Annotated in this window: 18 protein-coding genes; 7 read left to right on the top strand and 11 right to left on the bottom strand. The window is 72.5% G+C overall.

What is annotated here, in order from left to right; all coding sequences use genetic code 11:
• Nucleotides 1–121: 121 nt before the first annotated feature.
• Nucleotides 122–1,270: a hypothetical protein gene (locus ACLBYE_RS16745; RefSeq protein WP_447695032.1), complete on the bottom strand. Its 1,149-nt coding sequence runs from the start codon at nt 1,268–1,270 to the stop codon at nt 122–124.
• Between the two features lie 283 nt (nt 1,271–1,553).
• Between ACLBYE_RS16745 and ACLBYE_RS16750 the strand changes: the two genes are divergently transcribed.
• Both ACLBYE_RS16750 and ACLBYE_RS16755 read left to right on the top strand, forming a co-directional pair.
• Complete coding sequence (locus ACLBYE_RS16750; protein ID WP_447695033.1) at nt 1,554–2,333, top strand: alpha/beta fold hydrolase; 780 nt, start codon at nt 1,554–1,556, stop codon at nt 2,331–2,333.
• A gap of 200 nt (nt 2,334–2,533) precedes the next feature.
• Nucleotides 2,534–2,947 carry a thioesterase family protein gene (locus ACLBYE_RS16755; RefSeq protein ID WP_447695034.1) on the top strand — a complete coding sequence of 138 codons (414 nt, stop codon included), beginning with the start codon at nt 2,534–2,536 and terminating at the stop codon, nt 2,945–2,947.
• A 70-nt stretch (nt 2,948–3,017) separates the two neighbouring features.
• On the opposite strand, the gene ACLBYE_RS16760 is transcribed toward ACLBYE_RS16755, so the two are convergent.
• The 5 genes from ACLBYE_RS16760 to ACLBYE_RS16780 all read right to left on the bottom strand — a co-directional run bounded on the left by ACLBYE_RS16760 (nt 3,018) and on the right by ACLBYE_RS16780 (nt 7,232).
• Entirely contained in the window at nt 3,018–3,626 is a 609-nt protein-coding gene (locus ACLBYE_RS16760; protein WP_447695035.1) for a helix-hairpin-helix domain-containing protein, read from the bottom strand.
• A gap of 230 nt (nt 3,627–3,856) precedes the next feature.
• The gene (locus tag ACLBYE_RS16765) at nt 3,857–4,804 is read right to left on the bottom strand and encodes a PDR/VanB family oxidoreductase (RefSeq protein ID WP_447695036.1); all 948 of its coding nucleotides are present in this window, start codon (nt 4,802–4,804) and stop codon (nt 3,857–3,859) included.
• Between the two features lie 14 nt (nt 4,805–4,818).
• Nucleotides 4,819–5,388 (bottom strand): MOSC domain-containing protein, encoded by a 570-nt coding sequence (locus ACLBYE_RS16770; RefSeq protein ID WP_447695059.1) that lies wholly within the window; start codon nt 5,386–5,388, stop codon nt 4,819–4,821.
• Between the two features lie 20 nt (nt 5,389–5,408).
• Nucleotides 5,409–5,810, bottom strand: a complete 402-nt coding sequence (locus ACLBYE_RS16775) for a Rid family detoxifying hydrolase (protein WP_447695037.1) — start codon at nt 5,808–5,810, stop codon at nt 5,409–5,411.
• 93 nt (nt 5,811–5,903) lie between these two features.
• Nucleotides 5,904–7,232, bottom strand: a complete 1,329-nt coding sequence (locus tag ACLBYE_RS16780) for an MFS transporter (RefSeq protein WP_447695038.1) — start codon at nt 7,230–7,232, stop codon at nt 5,904–5,906.
• Nucleotides 7,233–7,435: 203 nt separating this feature from the next.
• On the opposite strand from ACLBYE_RS16780, the gene ACLBYE_RS16785 reads away from it, so the two are divergent.
• Entirely contained in the window at nt 7,436–8,044 is a 609-nt protein-coding gene (locus ACLBYE_RS16785) for a helix-turn-helix domain-containing protein (RefSeq protein WP_020096176.1), read from the top strand.
• A gap of 61 nt (nt 8,045–8,105) precedes the next feature.
• On the opposite strand, the gene ACLBYE_RS16790 is transcribed toward ACLBYE_RS16785, so the two are convergent.
• Both ACLBYE_RS16790 and ACLBYE_RS16795 read right to left on the bottom strand, forming a co-directional pair.
• Nucleotides 8,106–8,345, bottom strand: coding sequence for an Lrp/AsnC ligand binding domain-containing protein (locus ACLBYE_RS16790; protein WP_012329666.1), 240 nt, complete (start codon nt 8,343–8,345; stop codon nt 8,106–8,108).
• A gap of 96 nt (nt 8,346–8,441) precedes the next feature.
• Nucleotides 8,442–9,227 carry an alpha/beta fold hydrolase gene (locus ACLBYE_RS16795; RefSeq protein WP_447695039.1) on the bottom strand — a complete coding sequence of 262 codons (786 nt, stop codon included), beginning with the start codon at nt 9,225–9,227 and terminating at the stop codon, nt 8,442–8,444.
• Between the two features lie 126 nt (nt 9,228–9,353).
• Between ACLBYE_RS16795 and ACLBYE_RS16800 the strand changes: the two genes are divergently transcribed.
• The 3 genes from ACLBYE_RS16800 to ACLBYE_RS16810 all read left to right on the top strand — a co-directional run bounded on the left by ACLBYE_RS16800 (nt 9,354) and on the right by ACLBYE_RS16810 (nt 13,095).
• Entirely contained in the window at nt 9,354–9,986 is a 633-nt protein-coding gene (locus ACLBYE_RS16800; protein ID WP_447695040.1) for a GntR family transcriptional regulator, read from the top strand.
• Between the two features lie 95 nt (nt 9,987–10,081).
• Complete coding sequence (locus ACLBYE_RS16805) at nt 10,082–11,605, top strand: aldehyde dehydrogenase (protein WP_447695041.1); 1,524 nt, start codon at nt 10,082–10,084, stop codon at nt 11,603–11,605.
• Between the two features lie 83 nt (nt 11,606–11,688).
• Nucleotides 11,689–13,095 carry an MFS transporter gene (locus tag ACLBYE_RS16810; protein ID WP_447695042.1) on the top strand — a complete coding sequence of 469 codons (1,407 nt, stop codon included), beginning with the start codon at nt 11,689–11,691 and terminating at the stop codon, nt 13,093–13,095.
• Between the two features lie 46 nt (nt 13,096–13,141).
• Here ACLBYE_RS16810 and ACLBYE_RS16815 read toward each other — a convergent pair whose 3' ends face one another.
• Entirely contained in the window at nt 13,142–13,576 is a 435-nt protein-coding gene (locus ACLBYE_RS16815) for a YybH family protein (RefSeq protein WP_447695043.1), read from the bottom strand.
• A gap of 65 nt (nt 13,577–13,641) precedes the next feature.
• Nucleotides 13,642–14,193: a lipocalin-like domain-containing protein gene (locus ACLBYE_RS16820; RefSeq protein WP_447695044.1), complete on the bottom strand. Its 552-nt coding sequence runs from the start codon at nt 14,191–14,193 to the stop codon at nt 13,642–13,644.
• Between the two features lie 412 nt (nt 14,194–14,605).
• Here ACLBYE_RS16820 and ACLBYE_RS16825 point away from each other — a divergent pair, with 412 nt between their 5' ends.
• Nucleotides 14,606–16,696: a prolyl oligopeptidase family serine peptidase gene (locus ACLBYE_RS16825; protein ID WP_447695045.1), complete on the top strand. Its 2,091-nt coding sequence runs from the start codon at nt 14,606–14,608 to the stop codon at nt 16,694–16,696.
• 719 nt (nt 16,697–17,415) lie between these two features.
• Here ACLBYE_RS16825 and ACLBYE_RS16830 read toward each other — a convergent pair.
• A complete protein-coding gene (locus ACLBYE_RS16830) occupies nt 17,416–17,649 on the bottom strand; it encodes a hypothetical protein (protein WP_056524217.1) in 234 nt (77 codons plus the stop codon).
• Nucleotides 17,650–17,889: the final 240 nt, after the last annotated feature.

Here is a 17,889-nt window from a genome sequence, read left to right on the forward strand (position 1 = left end):
GCGGCGCCGGCCGTCAGCGCCGCCGCCCCCAGCCCCGCGAGGCGGGCCATGAAGCCGCGCCGGGGCAGGCAGCACGCGCAGCCCGCGCCGGCGACCGGCACGGCCGGATCGGCCGCCGCGATCATCGCGCGCCGCCCTCCGGCAGGGCGGCGCGCTTGCGCAGCACCATGTCGCCCCGGAACAGGAACTTCTGCGCCCGCTTCCCGGTGTCGACCTCGGTGGTGAAGACGTTGCCCTTGGAGTCGATCGCGAGGTTGTGGACCCAGTGGAAGTCGCCGGCCATCCGGCCGTTGCGGCCGAAGCGGCCGAGGATCTCACCGGTGTCGCGGCTCAGGGTGCGGACCTCGTTGTTGGCCCCGTCGGCGTTGAGCAGGTAGGTCTGGCGCTCGTCCGGCCACAGGGCGAGTTCCCAGACCGAGCCGTTGGCCCGGGTGTTCTTCTCGACGAACATCTCCTTCACGAAGGTGCCGTCCTTCCGGAACACCTGGATCCGGTCGTTGGTCCGGTCACACACGTAGACGAGGCCGTCGCGGGCGATCTGCACGCAGTGCACCGGGTTGGCGAATTGCTGGGACGGGGCCGCCGCCGGATCGTAGGGGCCGAGCTTGTCGTCGGTCGGCGGCTTGCCGTAGGCGCCCCACATCCGCTTGAAAGCGCCCGTCTCCGCGTCGAACACGATGACGCGGTGGTTGTAGTAGCCGTCGGCCACGTAGAGCTCGTTCGTCTCCGGATCGACCATCATGCCGGCCGGCTTGCCGAGGCGGCTCGTGTCCCGGCTGTCGGTCTGCGGCCCCTGCTTGCCGATCTGCAGCACGAACTTGCCGTCCGGGGTGAACTTCAGGATCTGGCCGTCGGTGTCGCCGTTGCCGGCGAGCCAGACGAAGCCCTTGTGGTCGATGTGGATGCCGTGCTCGTTCTGGGGCCACTGATAGCCCTCGCCCGGGCCGCCCCAGGACTTCACCAGGCGCCCGGCCTGATCGAAGACGAGGACCGGCGGCGCCGGCTTGCAGCAACGGGTGCGGGGCGGGTCGAGGCTCGCGGCCTTCTCGTCGTCGGTGAGGGTGCGCGGCCGCTGGATGACCCAGACATTGTCCTGCGCGTCGACCGCGACGCCCGCCGCCTGACCCATGATCCAGTCGTTCGGCAGGCGCTGCGGCCAGGCCGGATCGACCTCGAAGCGCAGCGGCTCCTCCGCGCCGGCCGGAACGGCGAATGTCAGCACTGTCAGCGAGGCCGCAGCCGTCAGCCGACGCAGCACGCGTCGCAGCATCTCGGTTTCCTCTCCCGGTTTTTACTCAATTCGTGCCGCCATGAGAGGCTGAAAGGCCGCCCTCGTCCAGCATCGCGCAGCATATCCGGGTAACATCCCGGGACGCTTGCCCCCGGATGGTCCTGTCGGTGCGCGGTCCCGGCCGCCGCCGGGCCGCGCCGAGATGCGCATCGAACTGCGCGCCGAGATGCGCCCTGGGCGGCCCGAGGCTGTATCCTTCCCGCGCCGACGGCGAACAGGGGCGGTAGGTCCCGCATCGACGAGTCCGGATGGAGGCGCCCCCATGATGACGCGCAGAACGCTGACCCGCACCCTTGCCGCCGGCGCGGCCGCCGCGCTGCTGCCCGGACCGGCCGCCGCCCAGGACCTGCCGCGGGCGCGCAACGTCGTGCTGGTCCACGGGCTGTTCGCCGACGGATCGTGCTGGTCGGAGGTGATCCCGCACCTGCAGGCGGCCGGCCTCTCCGTCACCTCCGTGCAGAACCCGCTGACCACCCTCGCGGAGGCGGTGGCCGCGGCGCAGCGCGTGCTGGCCCGCCAGGAGGGACCGACCGTCCTCGTCGGCCACTCGTTCTCCGGCATGATCGTGACCGAGGCCGGGATCGACCCGAAGGTCTCGGCCCTGGTCTACGTGGCGGCGCGGGCGCCGGACGCGAACGAGGATTACGCGGCGCTGGCGAAGGCCTACCCGACCCCGCCCGCCTCGGCCGGCATCGTGTTCGACGGCGACGAGGGGCGCCTGAGCGAGGCGGCGTTCCTGCGGGATTTCGCGGGCGACCTGCCGGTGGACAAGGCGCGGGTGCTGTTCGCGGTCCAGCAGCCGTTCCGCAAGGCCCTGCTGACGGGACGGACCACCCAGGCCGCCTGGCGCTCGAAGCCGAGCTTCTACGCGGTGTCGACCGAGGATCGGACCATCGACCCGGACCTCGAACGGTTCATGGCCAAGCGCATGAACGCGCGGACCATCGAGCTCCGGGCGAGCCACCTGTCCCTGATCTCGCGCGCTCCGGACATCGCGGACCTCATCCTCGAGGCGGCCGGCCAGCCCCGCCGTCGGCGCTGACCGGACACGCCTCGCCCGCGGGCGCTCGTCCCTCCCTTGCCGGGGTTCCCGGTCCGAGGCTTTCGTGCCGGGGTTCCCGTGCCGCGCCGGGCGGCGGGGAGGGGGCTGGGCTGCGTGCGGCGAAGGTCCCGGGATGTCCGGACGCGGTCCCTCAGCCCTACCTATCGGTCATCGGGCCGAGACGGATCTGGAGCGCGCGCATGCAGGACATCCCGTTGGGAGCGAAGGGGAGCTTCGCCATGCTGGTCGGGCCGTCACATCTGGCCAGCCAGTTCAAGGACAACATCCTGCCGCCGGTCTTCGCCACGCCGATGATGGTCCTGATCATGGAGAACGCGGCGCTGAACGCCGTCCGCCAGTACCTCGATCCCGGCGAGAGCGCCGTCGGGACCAAGGTGGACGTGACCCACATGGCGGCGACGCCGGTCGGGCACCGCGTCCGGGCGGAGGCCGAGGTGGTCGGCGTCGCCGGACGCCAGATCCAGTTCCGCGTCGCGGCCTGGGACGAGTCGGAGCAGATCGGGGCCGGGACGCACGAGCGGATGATCGTCGACATCGAGCGGCTCGGCAAACGTCTCGCCGCCAAGCAGCCCGCCCCCTCGCAGCGCGCGTAGGGTCCGCGCCGCCGCCCCCCGACTCCCGTGGGGCCGGCGAGCCCGGCTCGGTGCCGACGGGCCTCGACCCTCAATCCGGGCGGTTCGCGCCCGCGGACTCGGTCTGCCGCACCGCGACGGCAGCCCTGATCGCCTCGTAATCGGCCTTCTTCAGGACACGCCGGGTCACGAGATCCTCCGGGGAGCCGTAGGGCCGGAACGCGACGATCCGGCGCCCGATCATGCCGGCCCCGAGGGCGTTCAGCTCCTCGACGGACGCCGTGTTGAGGTCGACGCCCTGGCCCTGAGAGGCCGGCGGCTGGCCGGGGCCCGGCGCGCCCTCGGCCTGCTGCGGCGGCGCCGTCGGCTTCGCCGCACCGCTCGCCGCGGGGTCATCCGGCGACGCTGCCGGCGATGCGGGCGGGGTTGCCGCCAGGGACGACGGGGCGGCGGCCGTCGCGTTCCGCGGCGCCGGGGCGACGCGCGGGGCGGATCCGGCGTTCGGTCCCGGATAGACGGACCGGATGGCCTCGCCCTGCGGGTCGATCCCGGATCGGTCCTGCTTGGACACGGGGATCGTCGTGGACGCCTGCCTGTCGCGGCTCGCGTGAGGCCGGGGCCCGTAGGAGATCCAGAGGCCCGCCAGGACGACTGCGGCGGCCGCCAGACCGGCGCTGATGGACAGCGTGGATCGGCTCATTCTCACAACCTCCTCTTGGCGGGCGGGGCACTGCCCCACGGCGATGGCACGATCGAGGCGGGCTAACCCAGCCCGAGCGGCATCGCCATCCGCCGCGTGAGGTTCGCGGATCCGAAACGTGCGGCGCGCTGGCGCAGCTCACGGTCGCGCGGGCCGCGCGGCGAGGCCGGCCGGCGTCGACGCCCGCGCGGGGCCGCACGTCCGATAACGCCGCAGCGCGGGTCCCGCCGTCAGAGCTCGAGCGTCACGGCGTCCCGCGCGCGCGAGACGCAGGGCATCATGCGGCTCCGGCGCTTGGCGAGCGGCAGGACCGCGTCGCGGTGGAGGACCGCGCCATCGCGATAGCCGCACTCGCAGGCGCCGCAGACGCCGAGCTCGCAGGAGGAGGGCAGGTCGAGCCCCGCGCCGCGCAGCACGTCGAGCAGCGACCGGTCGGCGGGCACGTGGAGCACCTGCCCGGTGGAGGCGATGCGCGCCTCGAACGGCTCCGGTACGAAGCCCTCGTCGCGCAGCGGCTCGAAATGCTCGCTGTGCACCCGCTCGGCAGGCCAGCCCCGCGCGACCAGCCCCTCCTGGACCGCGTCCATGAGACGCCGCGGCCCGCAGGCGTAGGCGTGGGTCCCGGCCTCGGCCGGGCCGAGGGCGTCGGGGTCGAAGCGCCGCCCCTCGGACGCGAACCAGCACCGGAGGCGCGGCCCGCAGACCGCCCGCACCGCCGCCAGCAGCGGCGCCGCCTCGGGGGAGGGGGCACAGAGGTGGAACGCGAACTCCGCCCCCGACGCGGCGAGCGCGCGCGCCATGGCGAGCAGGGGCGTCACCCCGATCCCGCCGGCCACGAGCAGGTGGCGGCGCGCCTCGGGGTCGAGGGGGAAGTTGTTGCGGGGCGCCGAGACGTGGGCGAACGCCCCGGGCGCGAGCGTCTCGTGCGCCCAGGCCGAGCCGCCCCGGCCGGCCGCCTCCCGCTTGATCGCGATCTCGTAGCGGCCCCGGTCGGCCGGGTCGCCGCACAGCGAGTACTGCCGCACCCGCCCGTCCGGCAGGCGCAGGTCGACGTGGGCGCCGGCCGTCCAGGCGGGGAGTTCCGGGCGCGCGGGATGGACCAGACCGAGGTGCAGCACCTCCGGCGTCGTCGCGACCGCGTCGGCGACGCGCAGCTTCATGATCAGGCGGGCCGTCATCGCGCGCAGCTCCGTCAGTCCAGCAGCTCGATCGCGTCGCCGGGCCGGATCACGCCGCCGCTCTCGATCCCGCAGTTCAGGCCCGAGCGATTGTAGAGCGGCAGGTAGACCGGCATCCCGAGGAGCTCCTCGAGATAGCGGCAGGGGAAGTTGAGGCGCCCGCCCCGCAGGATCACCGCGCCGACCCGGAAGCGCCGGCCGACCAAGTGGTTGAGCGGCACGCCGCGCACCGTGAGATTGCGCCGGTGATCCCCCGGCAGGAGGCGCAGCGGTCCCTCCTGCAGCGGCGGGTCGTTGCGGTTGAGGGCGTCGAGGGCCTCCTGCTCGATCAGCGTGACCTCGCGCACGTCGGGCTTGGGCGAGTAGGTGCCGGTGCCGAGGAAGTAGCGGTCGCCCTCGATCCCGCGACCGGCCACGCACACGGCCTCCGACAGCGCCTCCATCTCGTAGCTCGCCGCGGGGGCGATGTGGATGTGGGTCAGGGCGCCGACCCAGCCGGTGGCGCCGCCCGGAACCCGGACGGCGGCCGATCCGGCCGCGTGCGCGAAGGCCTCGACCATGCGGGGTGCGGTCTCGCCGGTCATCGTGCTGCTCGCCTCGGTTGTCATGCGGCCTCCGTGGCGAGCGCGATCGCCTCGATCTCGACCCGGGCGTCGCGCGGCAGGCGCGCGACCTCGACCGTGGAGCGGGCCGGGGCCTCGCCCGGGAAGTGCTCGGCGTAGACAGCGTTCATCGCGGCGAACTCCGCCATGTCCTTGAGGAACACGGTCGTCTTCACGACGCTCGCGAGGCTGGCGCCGCCCGCCTCGAGCACGGCGGCGAGGTTGGCGAGGGAGCGCCGGGTCTGCGCCTCTACCCCCTCCGGGAACGCGCCGGCGGCGGGATCGATCGGCAGCTGTCCGGAGGCGAAGACCAGCCCGCCGGCCCGGATCCCCTGGGCGTAGGGCCCGACCGCCGGGGCGGCCTTCTCGGTGCGGATGGTGTGCTTCGTCGTGCGGTTCGTCATGCGGCTCGTCTCTCGTCGGTCTGTTTCAGATAGTGGACGATAATCCACTGTATGGGAAGCCGCCGCGCGCGTCCGGAGCGGCGGCTCACCCGGTCAGTCGATCGGCTTCCGCGCCGTCTCCGGGGCGAGGAGCGTGGCCGTGAGCGTGATGCAGGCGAGGGCGATCAGGTAGACGGAGATCGGCCAGGTCGCGCCGGAACTCCAGCCCAGCAGGGCCGCGGCGATCAGCGGGGTGAAGCCGCCGCTCAGGGCCGCGCCCACCTGGAAGCCCAGGGAGGCGCCGCTGTAGCGCAGGCGCGCGTCGAACAGCTCGGACATCCACGCGGCTCCGGTGCCGAACATGATCCCCTGGCCGAAGCTCAGGGCCACCGCGACGGTCAGCGTGATGATCGTCGGGTCGCGCGTGTCGAGCAGGGTGAACAGCGGGAACGCGAAGGCGATCGAGAACAGGCAGGCGGCGACGAACAGGGTCCGGCGGCCGTAGCGGTCCGACAGCCAGCCGAAGGCCGGCAGGGTGAAGAGCTCGATCACCGCCGCCACCAGGATGCCGTTCAGGATGATGCTGCGCGACAGCCCGAGCTGTCCGGTCACGTAGGAGATCGAGAACACGGTCACGACGCTGACGTAGGCGATCTCGGAGACCTTGAGGCCCACGGCCTTCAGGAATGTGCGCGGGTGCTCGGTGAGGATCTCCATGACCGGCAGGCGCGCCACCGCGGACCGCCGCTTCACCCGCTGGAACGCGGGGGTCTCGTGCAGGCGCAGGCGGATGAACAGCCCGAGGCCGACCAGCAGCGCGCTGGCCAGGAACGGGATCCGCCAGCCCCAGGCGAGGAAGTCCGCCTCCGGCAGGAAGCCGCACAGCGCGAAGGCCCCGATCGACGCGATGACGCCGAGGGGGTAGCCGAGCTGGACGATGCTGCCGAAGAATCCGCGCCGCTCCGCCGGGACGCTCTCCACCACCATCAGGACCGCGCCGCCCCACTCGCCGCCGATCCCGATGCCCTGGACCAGGCGCAGCGCCACGAGCAGGATCGGGGCCCAGATGCCGATCTGCGCGTAGGTCGGCAGGCACCCGATCAGGAACGTGCCGAGGCCCATGATGATGATGGTCAGGGACAGCATCGCCTTGCGGCCGACCTTGTCGCCGAAATGCCCGAAGATGACGCCGCCGAGGGGGCGCGCCAGGAAGCCCACCGCGTAGGAGCCGAACGCCGCGATGGTGCCGACCAGCGGGTCGAAGCTCGGGAAGAACAGCTTGTTGAACACGAGCGCCGTGGCCGTCCCGTAGATCAGGAAGTCGTACCACTCGACCGTCGTCCCGATGACGCTCGACCAGACGATCTGGCGCCGGTCGGCGACCGGCACCGGGCCGGCATCGAGAGCCGGGGACGCCTCAAGGGGCAACGCGGTATCGGCCACGGCACATCCTCCACTGTGATGGATAAAAATCCATTCTTGTGGAGGCAAGCGGCGTGCCAGCCCGGTGGCTCGCGCTCTGCGAGGCGCTCCGGCGCAAGGTGCGGCGCAAGGTGCATTTCGGCAGCCCCTGCGCTAGGCGGGGGCGACTCTCTCGGTGCCGCGCCCCGGTCGCGCGGCCCGGTCGCGGGCGCGGATGACGGGGCATGACGGCGAGGACGATCATCGGGGCGGACCCGGCAGCGACGGAGACGTCCCCGCAGATCCACATCGCCGAGGAGATCCGGCGGCGCCGCAGGGAGCAGGGCCTGTCGCTGGAGACGCTGGCGGCGCGCTCGGGCGTCAGCCGCTCGATGATCTCCAAGATCGAGCGCTCCGAGGCCGTGCCGTCGACGGTGGTGCTGTCCCGCCTCGCGGAGGCGCTCGGCGTCACCTTCTCGCGGCTGATGGCGCCCGCGACGGAGCGCGAAATCCTGGTCATCCCGGCGAGCCGCCAGCCGATCCTGCGCGACGAGGCGTCCGGCTACCTGCGGCGCTGCATCTCGCCGGTCCTGCCCGGGCGCGGCATCGACTGGGTGCTCAACACGCTGCCGCCGGGCGCCAGCACCGGCGAGTTCACCGCCCATCGCCGCGGCGTGTCCGAGTACATCTACGTCCTGCGCGGCCGCCTGCGGGCGGTGATCGGCGAGCGCGCGGTCATCATGGAGACCGGCGACAGCCTGTATTTCGAGGCCGATGCCGGGCACGCCTTCACCAACGTCGGTACGGAGGCGTGCGAGTACTTCCTGGTGATCGACCCGTCGCGCGTCCGCTGAGCCGGGCCGCCCCGGACGTCCGCGGCGCGCGGCTTCCGGGCGCCGGTCCCGGTCGGGCGCGTCAGTGGAAGGCCTTGAAGGCGATGATCGTCTCGGAATCCTTTACGCCGTCGAGGCGCAGGAGGAAGTCGTTCACGAACAGCCCGATATCGACGCCGTTGTCCACGTGGAACTTGGCCATGATGTCGAACCGTCCGGCCGTGGAGTAGATCTCCGACGCGATCTCCATCGCGACGAGCGCGTCGGACACGGCGTAAGTCTTGCCGATCTCGCATTTGATCTGCACGAAAAATGTCTTCATGTCCGTCTCGCTGGATGGCGCGACGCCGCGGCCGCGCGGATCGGGGCCGCCGGCCCCGCCGGAGCGCCCGAACCTAGCACCGTTCCGCGCGTCCGCTCAGGCGGCGCCCGGCCGGAGAAACGCCAGGACCTCGCGGGCGAACAGCTCGGGGGCCTGGAGCTGCGGGACGTGGGCGCAGTCCGGCAGCGTCACGAACCGCGCGTCCGGCAGCCCGGCCGCGAGCTCGCGCGCCATGGCCGGCGGCGTCGCCTCGTCCTCCTCCCCGACGAGCACCAGCGCCGGCGCGCGGATCTCGGAGAGGCGCGCGCGCAGGTCGAGGCCGGCCAGGGCCGCGCAGGCCGCCCGGAACACGTCGACGTCCGTGCGCAGGAAGGCGGCCCGGCGCTCGGCCATCAGGTCCGGGTGCGCGGCCTGGAACGCGGGCGCGAACAGCCGGCGCATGGCCGTGTCGGCGAGCGCCGCGAGCCCCTTCTCGGCCGCCGCGCCGGCCATGCCGCGGAACGCGGCCCGGCCGGGCTCCGGGAAGCAGGCGCCGCAATCGGCGAAGACGAGCCGGTCGAAGAGGTCGGGGTGGCGCAGGGCGCAGAGCAGCAGCACGAAGCCGCCGTAGCCGTTGCCCAGCCCGGCCGCCGGCCGGCCCCCGGTCGCCGCGCGCAATGCCGCGCCGACCCGGTCGGCGACGGCCTCGAGGCCGCCCGGCGCGGGCGCGGAGGCGCCGAACCCGGGCAGGTCGGGGAGGAGGAGCCGGAAGTCGCGGCCGAGTGCCGGGGTGACCCGGTCGAAGCTCGTGCGGTCGGCGAGCAGCGAGTGCAGCAGGACGAGGGGCGGGCCCTCGCCGGACAGGGTCACCGCGACCTGGCCATCCGCGAACATCGCCTGCATCCGAGACCTCCCCCGCCGCCTCTGCCGGCGGCTCCACGACGCTGTCGCATCCGACGCGTTCGCTCGCAATCCGGTTGACGTGATATTTCACGAATGGCAGCATGTGTCGATCGAACGAGGCCGTGCGTGCTGCTCCGAGACAACATCTACGCGGCGATCCGCGCCGACATCCTGGCCTGCGTCCTGCGCCCCGGCGCGGAGGTGCGCGAGCAGGAACTGGCCCAGCGCTACGCCGTGAGCCGGCAGCCGGTCCGGGAGGCGCTGCTGCGCCTGGAGCGCGAGCGCCTCGTCACGGTTCACGCGCGTCAGGGATATCAGATCAACGCGATTTCGGTGGCGGATGCGCGCGATCTGCTGCGCATGCGCCTCGCCCTGGAGCCGGCCTGCGCGGCCGAGGCCGCGGCCGGCGCGCCCGCTTCCGTCCTGGCGTCGCTCGACGCGTTCCGCGCCGTCGCGGACGGCGCCGACTTCATCGCGGAGAACCGCGCCTTCCACATCGCCCTCGCCGAGGCGTCGGGGAACCGCCGCATGGCCGCGACCGTGCGCGACCTCGTCGAGCAGGCGGACCGGCTCGTCCGGGTCAGCCTCGACGGCATCCGCGGGCGCGACCCGGCGCAGCTAGTGGACGAGCACGCCGCCATCATCGACGCCGTGCAGCGGCGCGACGGGCGCGGGGCGCGCCGCCTCGTGCGCTCGCACGTCGCCCAGGCCGAGCGCCGCATCCTGACCGCCCTGGAACGCAGCGCGATCGTCCTCTGAACGAGGCCGCGCCCGGCGCGGAGCCGGGGGACGCGGTCGAACACGACACCGGGCCCGAGCCGGCCCGACAACGGACTCGACACGGGAGAGACGCCATGACCCTGCACGCGCCGGAACCGACCGTCGAGACACGGGGCAACTTCATCGACGGGCGCGAGGTCGAGGCCGGCGACGGGGCGCTGATCGACGTGCGCAATCCCGCCACCGGCGCGGTGATCGCCCGGATCCCCAATTCGGGGCCGGCCGACGTCGACCGGGCGATGCGCGCGGCCCGGGCCGCCTTCGAGGGCCGGGAATGGGGCGGGATGGACATCCGGGCGCGGGCCCGGCTGGTGAACCGGCTCGCCGACGCGTTCGAGGCCAACCTCGACACGCTCTACCGGCTGGAGACCACCAACAACGGCCGGCCGGTCAACGAGACCCGGGCGCAGCTCTCGCGGCTGCCGGACTTCTTCCGCTACTTCGCGGGCGTGGCGCTGGCGCGGCGCGACGACGTCATCCCGGTCGAGGGCAACTACCTCAACTACACCCGCCGCACCCCGATCGGCGTGGTGGCGAACTGCACGCCGTTCAACCACCCGCTGATGATCCTGTGCAAGTCGCTGGCGGTCGTGCTCGCCACCGGCTGCACCACAGTGGTCAAGCCCTCCGAGTACACGCCGCTCACGACCCTGAAGCTCGCGCAGATCTTCACCGAGGCCGGCCTGCCGCCGGGCGTGTTCAACATCGTGCTGGGGCTCGGCGCCTCGACCGGCAAGGCGCTGGCCGAGCACGGCGACATCAACAAGCTCGTGCTCACCGGCGGCACCGAGGCCGGCCGGATCGCGGGCTCCGCGGCCGCGAAGGTCTTCGCCCACCAGACCATGGAGCTCGGCGGCAAGACCCCCGTGATGGTGTTCGACGACTTCGACGTCGAGCGGGCGGTGAACTACGCGGCCTTCGGCGCCTTCATCGGCGCCGGCCAGACCTGCGTCTGCGGCAGCCGCCACCTCGTCCAGGCCTCGATCTACGACGCGTTCGTGGAGCGGCTCGCCGCCAAGACCGCCGCGATCCGCCTCGGCGACCCCTTCGACCCGGCGACCCAGCTCGGCCCGGTCATCTCCGAGCGCCAGCGCGAGCGGGTGCTGGCCTATGCCGGCTACGGCCGCGACCAGGGCGCCCGCGCGGTGGCGGGCGGGCGGGCCGCGAAGGTTCCGGGCTTCGAGGGCGGCTACTTCGTGGAGCCCACCGTGTTCGCGGACGTCACCGCCGACATGCGCATCTTCCAGGAGGAGGTGTTCGGGCCGTTCACCAGCGTCACGCGCTTCGAGGACGAGGCCGACGCGCTCCGGCTGGCCAACGACTCGCCCTTCGGCCTCGCCGCGGCCGTGCGCACCCGCGACGTCGCCCGGGCCCACCGGGTGGCGCACGCGGTCAAGGCCGGCATCGTCTGGATCAACGACCACCACCGCCTCGACCCGGCCTCGCCCTGGGGCGGGGTCGGCGACAGCGGGCTCGGCCGCGAGTGCGGAATCGAGAGCTTCAACGACCATTTCGACGTGAAGAGCGTGATGGTCGCCACCGGCGACGGGCCCTTCGACTGGTACCGCGACACGGCCGGCCAGCGCCGCCTGAACTGACGACCGGCGGCGCGGGGGATGCGAGGTCCGCGCCAGACGGACCCCTTCCGCGCCGGCCCCGAACCCGAGGAAGGAAACGCCCCATGTCCGAAGCCGTGAGCCCGGCGGTCAACGCCGGAGGCCGCCTCGACCGCCTGCCGATCGGCCCGTTCCACCGCCGCATCATGTGGCTGATCGGGATCGGCATGTTCTTCGACGGGTTCGACATCTACATCGCCGCCACCGTGCTCGGCGCGACCCTGAAGAGCGGCTTCTCGACCCTGCCGCAGAACGCGTGGTTCGTCTCGGCCACCTTCGTGGGGATGATGGCGGGCTCGTTCCTGACGGGCTTCTTCGGCGACCGCTACGGGCGGCGCTTCACCTACCAGGCGAACCTCCTGGTCTTCGGGCTGGCCGCCATCGGGGCGGCCTTCGCGCCCAACATGACGGTGCTCATCGTGCTGCGCTTCATCATGGGCGTGGGGCTCGGGGCCGAGAACGTCGTGGGCTACTCGACCATGACTGAGTTCGTGCCGGCGCGCTCGCGCGGGCGCTTCCTCGGCCTCATGGCGGTGTTCGTCGTCACGGGCCTGCCGGCCGCCTCCCTGGTCGGCTACCTGATCATCCCGACCTTCGGCTGGCGGGCGATGTTCGCGCTGGGCGGCCTCGGGGCGCTCGCCGTCTGGTACGCCCGCAAGAGCCTGCCGGAATCGCCGCGCTGGCTCGAGGCCGTGGGGCGCCACGCCGAGGCCGAGGCGCTGATGCGCGCGATCGAGGCCGAGGCGGCCCGCGGCGCGCCGCTGCCGCCCGCCGCCGCGGCCGCGCCCGTCACGCAGCTCGGGCTCGCCGCCCTGTTCCGGCCGCCGCTGCTGTCGCGCCTGCTGCTGGGCTGCCTGTGCCTCGTGGTGATCAACACCCTGCTGTACGGCTTCGTGACCTGGCTGCCGACCTTCTTCATCCGGCAGGGCCTCTCGGTGGCGACCTCCTTCGGCTACGCGCTGCTGATGGGGCTCGGCGCGCCGGTGGGCAGCGCCATCGGCGCCCTGACCGCCGACCGCTGGGGCCGCAAGCCGACGATCGTCGGCGCCTCGGCGACGGCCATCCTGTTCGGGATCCTCTACCCGATGACCCTGGACCCGGTCCTGCTGCCGCTGGTCGGGTTCGGGCTGACGGTGCCGATCTACGTGCTGGTGGCCCTGCTGTTCGGGATCTACATCCCCGAGCTGTTCCCGACCGAGGTGCGCCTGCGGGCCTCGGGCCTGTGCAACACGGTCGGGCGCGGGGCGACCATCGTGACGCCCTTCCTGGTCGTGACCCTGTTCGAGGCCTACGGCATCGCGGGCGTGACCGGCCTGATGATCGGGCTGCTCGCCCTGCAGATCGTGGCGGTCGCGGCCTTCGGCGTCGAGCCGCGCAGCCAGAGCCTGGAGAGCCTGGAGGCCGGCGTCGCGCCGGCCGAGGGCGGCCCGGCCGCCCGGGGGCGAGGCACGGTTCCGCGCCCGATCCACTGAGACCGGGAGGCGCTCCGCCCGGCCGTCCCCCGGCCGGGCGAGGCGATCAGTTCCAGGTGTGCAGGACCGTGCGCCAGGCGCCGTCGCGCTTCTCCAGCACGTTCACCCAGTTGCCCTCGAACTTCTTCTTCGCGCCCCCGTCCCCGGGGCCGGTCATCTCCCAGCGGCCGGACGCGATGAGCAGGTTGTCCTTCGGCAGCGCGGATTTCACCGTCGTCTTGTGCTCGTCCCACCCCTTCGCCTTCAGCCCGGCAAAGAACTTCTGGATGCCGTCGCTGGTCTGCGGCGCGCCCTTCGTGACGACGATCGCGTCGGGCGTGTAGAGCTTGGCCAGCGCGTCCATGTCGCCGCCGTTATACGCCGCGTCCCACTGGCTCGCGGCGCTCTGCGCGTCGGCCTGCAGGGTGTCCGACCGGCACAGGCTCGGCGTCATCAGGGCGACAGCGAATACGGTCGCGTGCAGGACGTGGGGGCGCAGCATGTCTTCCTCCATCGTGAAATGTTCTGGTTGATGGGAGCGGGACGGCACAGGATCTGCGGGGCGGGCTAGGGGTATTTCTCCCAGGTCAGGGTGATGACACTCATCCTGCCGTCGACGTTGAACTTGAACGGCACCGTCGTGAGGACGAGCCGCCCGTTCTCCTGCGTGACGTGCCGGACCTGGGAGGTCCCGGTCCAGGCCTCGTTCCAGGACGTGTCGATGTCGTGGACGATCCGGTCGCCCTCGAGCCGGTAGGTCCCGGCATAGGCGAAGAAGGTCTTGTGGAGCTTGATCCGGTCCGCGTCGGACATCTTGTCGTTGGCGATCGGCCGCTCCCGGCCTTCGTGGGCGCAGACCACCATCATGCGCCCGTCGCGGCCGTAATGGATCCACCCGGTCGGCTTCGGGCCGCCGTAGGCGTCGATGGTCTCGCCCGTGTCCACGATCCGGCGCGTGGCCGCGGCGAGGCGCCAGGTCCCGACGACCGCGTCCGCCTCCACCGCCCATCCGGGCGAGATGTCGAGACAGCCCGAGACCAGTACGGCGGCGCCCGCGACGCCGACCATCGCCGTCTCGGCGAGCCGAGACCTGCGCAACCCCTGTTCGACGACGCGCATCGCAGCGACCCCCGGTAAAAGGCCATGGGGACTCAGAGCACGAACCGGACCGTACGCGACCGAACCATCATTGAATACCATCATCGGCGCGAATGCAAGACATATGTGCTGATTTGATAAAGCCGAAAACAGTCAAAGATCTGATACGGTTCGAATGCCGCTGGTAAGACAAGTATAGATGCGTCCGAGAGACCTGCGCGGCCTGCCGGCCGAGTCGACGGCGCGCGCGGGGGCGACGTTCGGGAGGGGGATCGGCCGCCCGCATGCGGGAACGTCCTGATCCGCGTGTCCGGATCGTCCTTTCCACCTGCGCGAGGCGTACGAACATCTGCGCGTCCGAGACGATTGACCGCTCGTCGGAGGAATGCCGCGCGCCTTTCGAGGGCGGCGCGCAGGGGCTACGCTCCCACGGATGTCCGCAGAATCCGACCCCCATCCCGACCCCAGGCCGACGCTCGCGCGGCCCGACGACGATCCGTACCTCTGGCTGGAGGAGGTCGACGGGCCCGACGCGCTGGCCTGGGTCGAGGCGCGTAACGCGGAGACGCTCGCCCGCTACGGCGATGCCGGCTTCCTCCGCGACCGCGACATCGCCCGCGCGCTTCTCGACCGGCCGGACCGCATCCCGTTCGTCCAGCGCTTCGGCACCTGGCTCTACAATTTCTGGACGGACGGCGCGCATCCGCGCGGCCTGTGGCGGCGCGTCGACGCGGCCGGCTACCGCGCCGCGGTCCCGGACTGGGAGATCCTGCTCGATCTCGACCATCTCGCGGCGACCGAGGGGGAGGACTGGGTCTGGGCCGGGGCGACGATCCTCAGGGACGCGCTCGATCGCGCCCTCGTCCGCCTCAGCCGCGGCGGCAAGGACGCGGCCGTGATCCGCGAGTTCGATCTGGACACCCGCACCTTCGTGGCCGACGGCTTCGTCCTGCCCGAGGGCAAGGGCGGCGCGACGTGGCTCGATCGCGAGACGGTGCTCCTGTCGAGCGCCCTCGGCCCGGGCATGGCCACGCGGTCCGGTTACGCGCGCACCGTCCGGCTCTGGCCGCGCGGCACGGACCCGCGCGACGCGTCCGTCCTGTTCGAGACCGCCGAGACCAGCATGGCGGTCTGGGGCGCGTCCGACCGGCAGACCGGGACCGAGCGGATCACGGTCGTCGAGCAGCTCGGCTTCTTCGACGCGGCTGTCCATATCGGCGACCGCGGCGGCCTGCGCGCGCGCCTCGACCTGCCCACGCATGCCGGGGTCCAGCTGCACCGCGACCACCTGTCCGTGCGGCTGCGGCGGCCCTGGACGGTGGACGGCGTCGCGCACGACACCGACACGGTGCTGGCGATCGCGCTCGCCGACCTGCTGGCGGGAGGCCGCGCCTTCACGGTCCTCTGGCAACCGGACGCGCGGCTCGCCCTGCAGAGGGTGTTCTGGTCGGCCGGGCGGCTGATCGTGGACGCGCTCGAGGACCTGCGTCCCACCTACCGCGTCTTCGAGCCGGGGCCGGGCGGCTGGACCGAGCGGCCCCTCGCCGGCCTGCCCGCCCTCGGCTCCGTCCATCTCTGGCCCCTCGACGGCGATCCGGAGCGGGCGGACGGAGCCCTGCTGGCGCTGGCCCACGATCCGGTGACGCCGCCGGCGCTGCTCGCCTTCCCGCCCGCGCTCGATGCCCCGACCGTCCTGCGTCGGGCGCCCCCGGCCTTCGACGCGCGCGGCGTCCGGGTGACGCGCCACGAGGCCCGGTCGGCGGACGGGACGCGCGTTCCCTACGTTCAGGTCGGGCCGGAGGCCGAGACCGGTGCGGCCCCCGTCTACCTGACGGCCTATGGCGGGTTCGGGCTCTCGCGCCTGCCGGATTACCAGCCCGTGCTGGGCAAGCTCTGGCTGGAGCGGGGCGGCACCTGCGTGACCGCCAACATCCGCGGCGGCGGCGAGTTCGGCACCCGCTGGCACCACGCGGGCCGGCGCGAGGGCAAGGCCCGGGCGCACGACGACTTCGCCGCGGTGGCCGCCGATCTCGTCGCCCGCGGCGTGACGCGGCCGGGGCGGATCGCGGCCGAGGGCGGCTCGAACGGAGGCCTGCTGATCGCCAACATGCTCACCCGCTACCCGGAGCGGTTTGGGGCGCTGGCCTGCACGATCCCGCTGATCGACATGCGCCGCTACACGAAGCTCCTGGCCGGCGCGAGCTGGATCGGGGAGTACGGCGATCCGGACGATCCGCAGGACTGGGCGTTCCTGTCCGGCATCTCCGCCTACCACGCCGCCGAGGCCGGGCGGGCCTACCCGCCGATCCTGCTGGCCACGAGCCGCGGCGACGACCGGGTCCATCCCGGTCACGCGCGGAAGATGGCGCAGAAGCTCCGCGTCCTCGGCTGCGACGTCGCCTTCTACGAGCCCGCGACCGGCGGGCACGGCGCCGGCAAGGACAGCGAGCAGACGGCGGCGTTCCGGGCGCTGGGGCTCACCTTCCTGCGCCGCGCCATCGGATGGGATGACCCGGTCGCGTGAGCGCGGCCTCGACCCGAACCGCGGCGTCGTCCGGGTCCGCATACGGGAACGGCGGGGCTCTCGCCCCGCCGCTCACGCCGTCCGTTCGGGCAGTCCGTCGCCCGGGCGGCCCCGAGGGCCGCCGCGCCTCAGAAGCCCATCAGCACCCCGGCCGAGCCGGTCACCGTCATCGCGAGGCCGCCCAGGAAGGCGCCGATCATCGCGTAGGAGAAGCCCTTCAGGACCATGTCGTGCACGCCTCTCATCGAGCAACGGGTCTCGGGCGAGACCCGGGATCACCGACTGCAACGATGATGCCGCATCGGCCGGGCGCGTGCGGTGCGAAGAGTCACGCTGCACTGCGGAACCATTCGGCGCGCGTTCAGGCGACGACGGTGGCCGAGACCGCCGCCGGGCCCGTCTCGCTCACGCGAAATGGGCCGGCAGGCTGAGGGCCTGCGCGTAGGTCACGAGGGCGACCGCGCCGGCGATCAGGGTCGCGGCCAGGGCGATGCGGTTGGTCCAGGTCATCGTCGTCTCCATCGGGTTCGCGACTGTGTTCGCGGTTTGATCCCGATCTAAGCTCAAGCTTTCAGGTCCGGCGTGTCCCGGAACACCTGCGGGGCCGCGGCTCGCGCACGGATCCCGGGCCGCGCACCGGCCGGAGGCGGGCAGGGAGGCCGCCTCCGGGCTCGAACGATCCCGCAGAGCGGGACGGGACCCTGATCCGCCGGCCCGCTCTATCCGGCCTCGGCGCGCTGATCCGCGTTGGAGGCGACCGTGAAACCCTCGCGATCGAAGACGGTGTAGAGGATGCCGGCCGGATCGAGGCCGAGGCCCCCGATATGCGCGATCGCCGCTTCCTTGGCCTCGGCCAGCGTGCTGAACGGGTCCGGCAGCTGATACATCCGCGAGGCCTGCTCGGCGCCGTCGATCCGCACCGGCGGCGTGGTGATCTCGACCGTGTAGGGCACGACGACCGTCCGCCTCGACCTAGTGGAACACGCCGAGGAAATACAGCAACAGGATGATCGGCAGCGGGATTCCCAGCAGCCACAGCAATCCACCGCGCAGCATTCGCGCCTCCTCTATGTCGACAATCGCACCGAAATATCGGCCGGTTCGAGATTGGAACGCGCGAACATCGGAAAGGGATGCACAATACTGGCGCGAATGCTCGGAGCGCACCTTCGGTAGAGCTGCGCGAGACCTGC

The organism is Methylobacterium sp. A52T, from assembly GCF_053346095.1.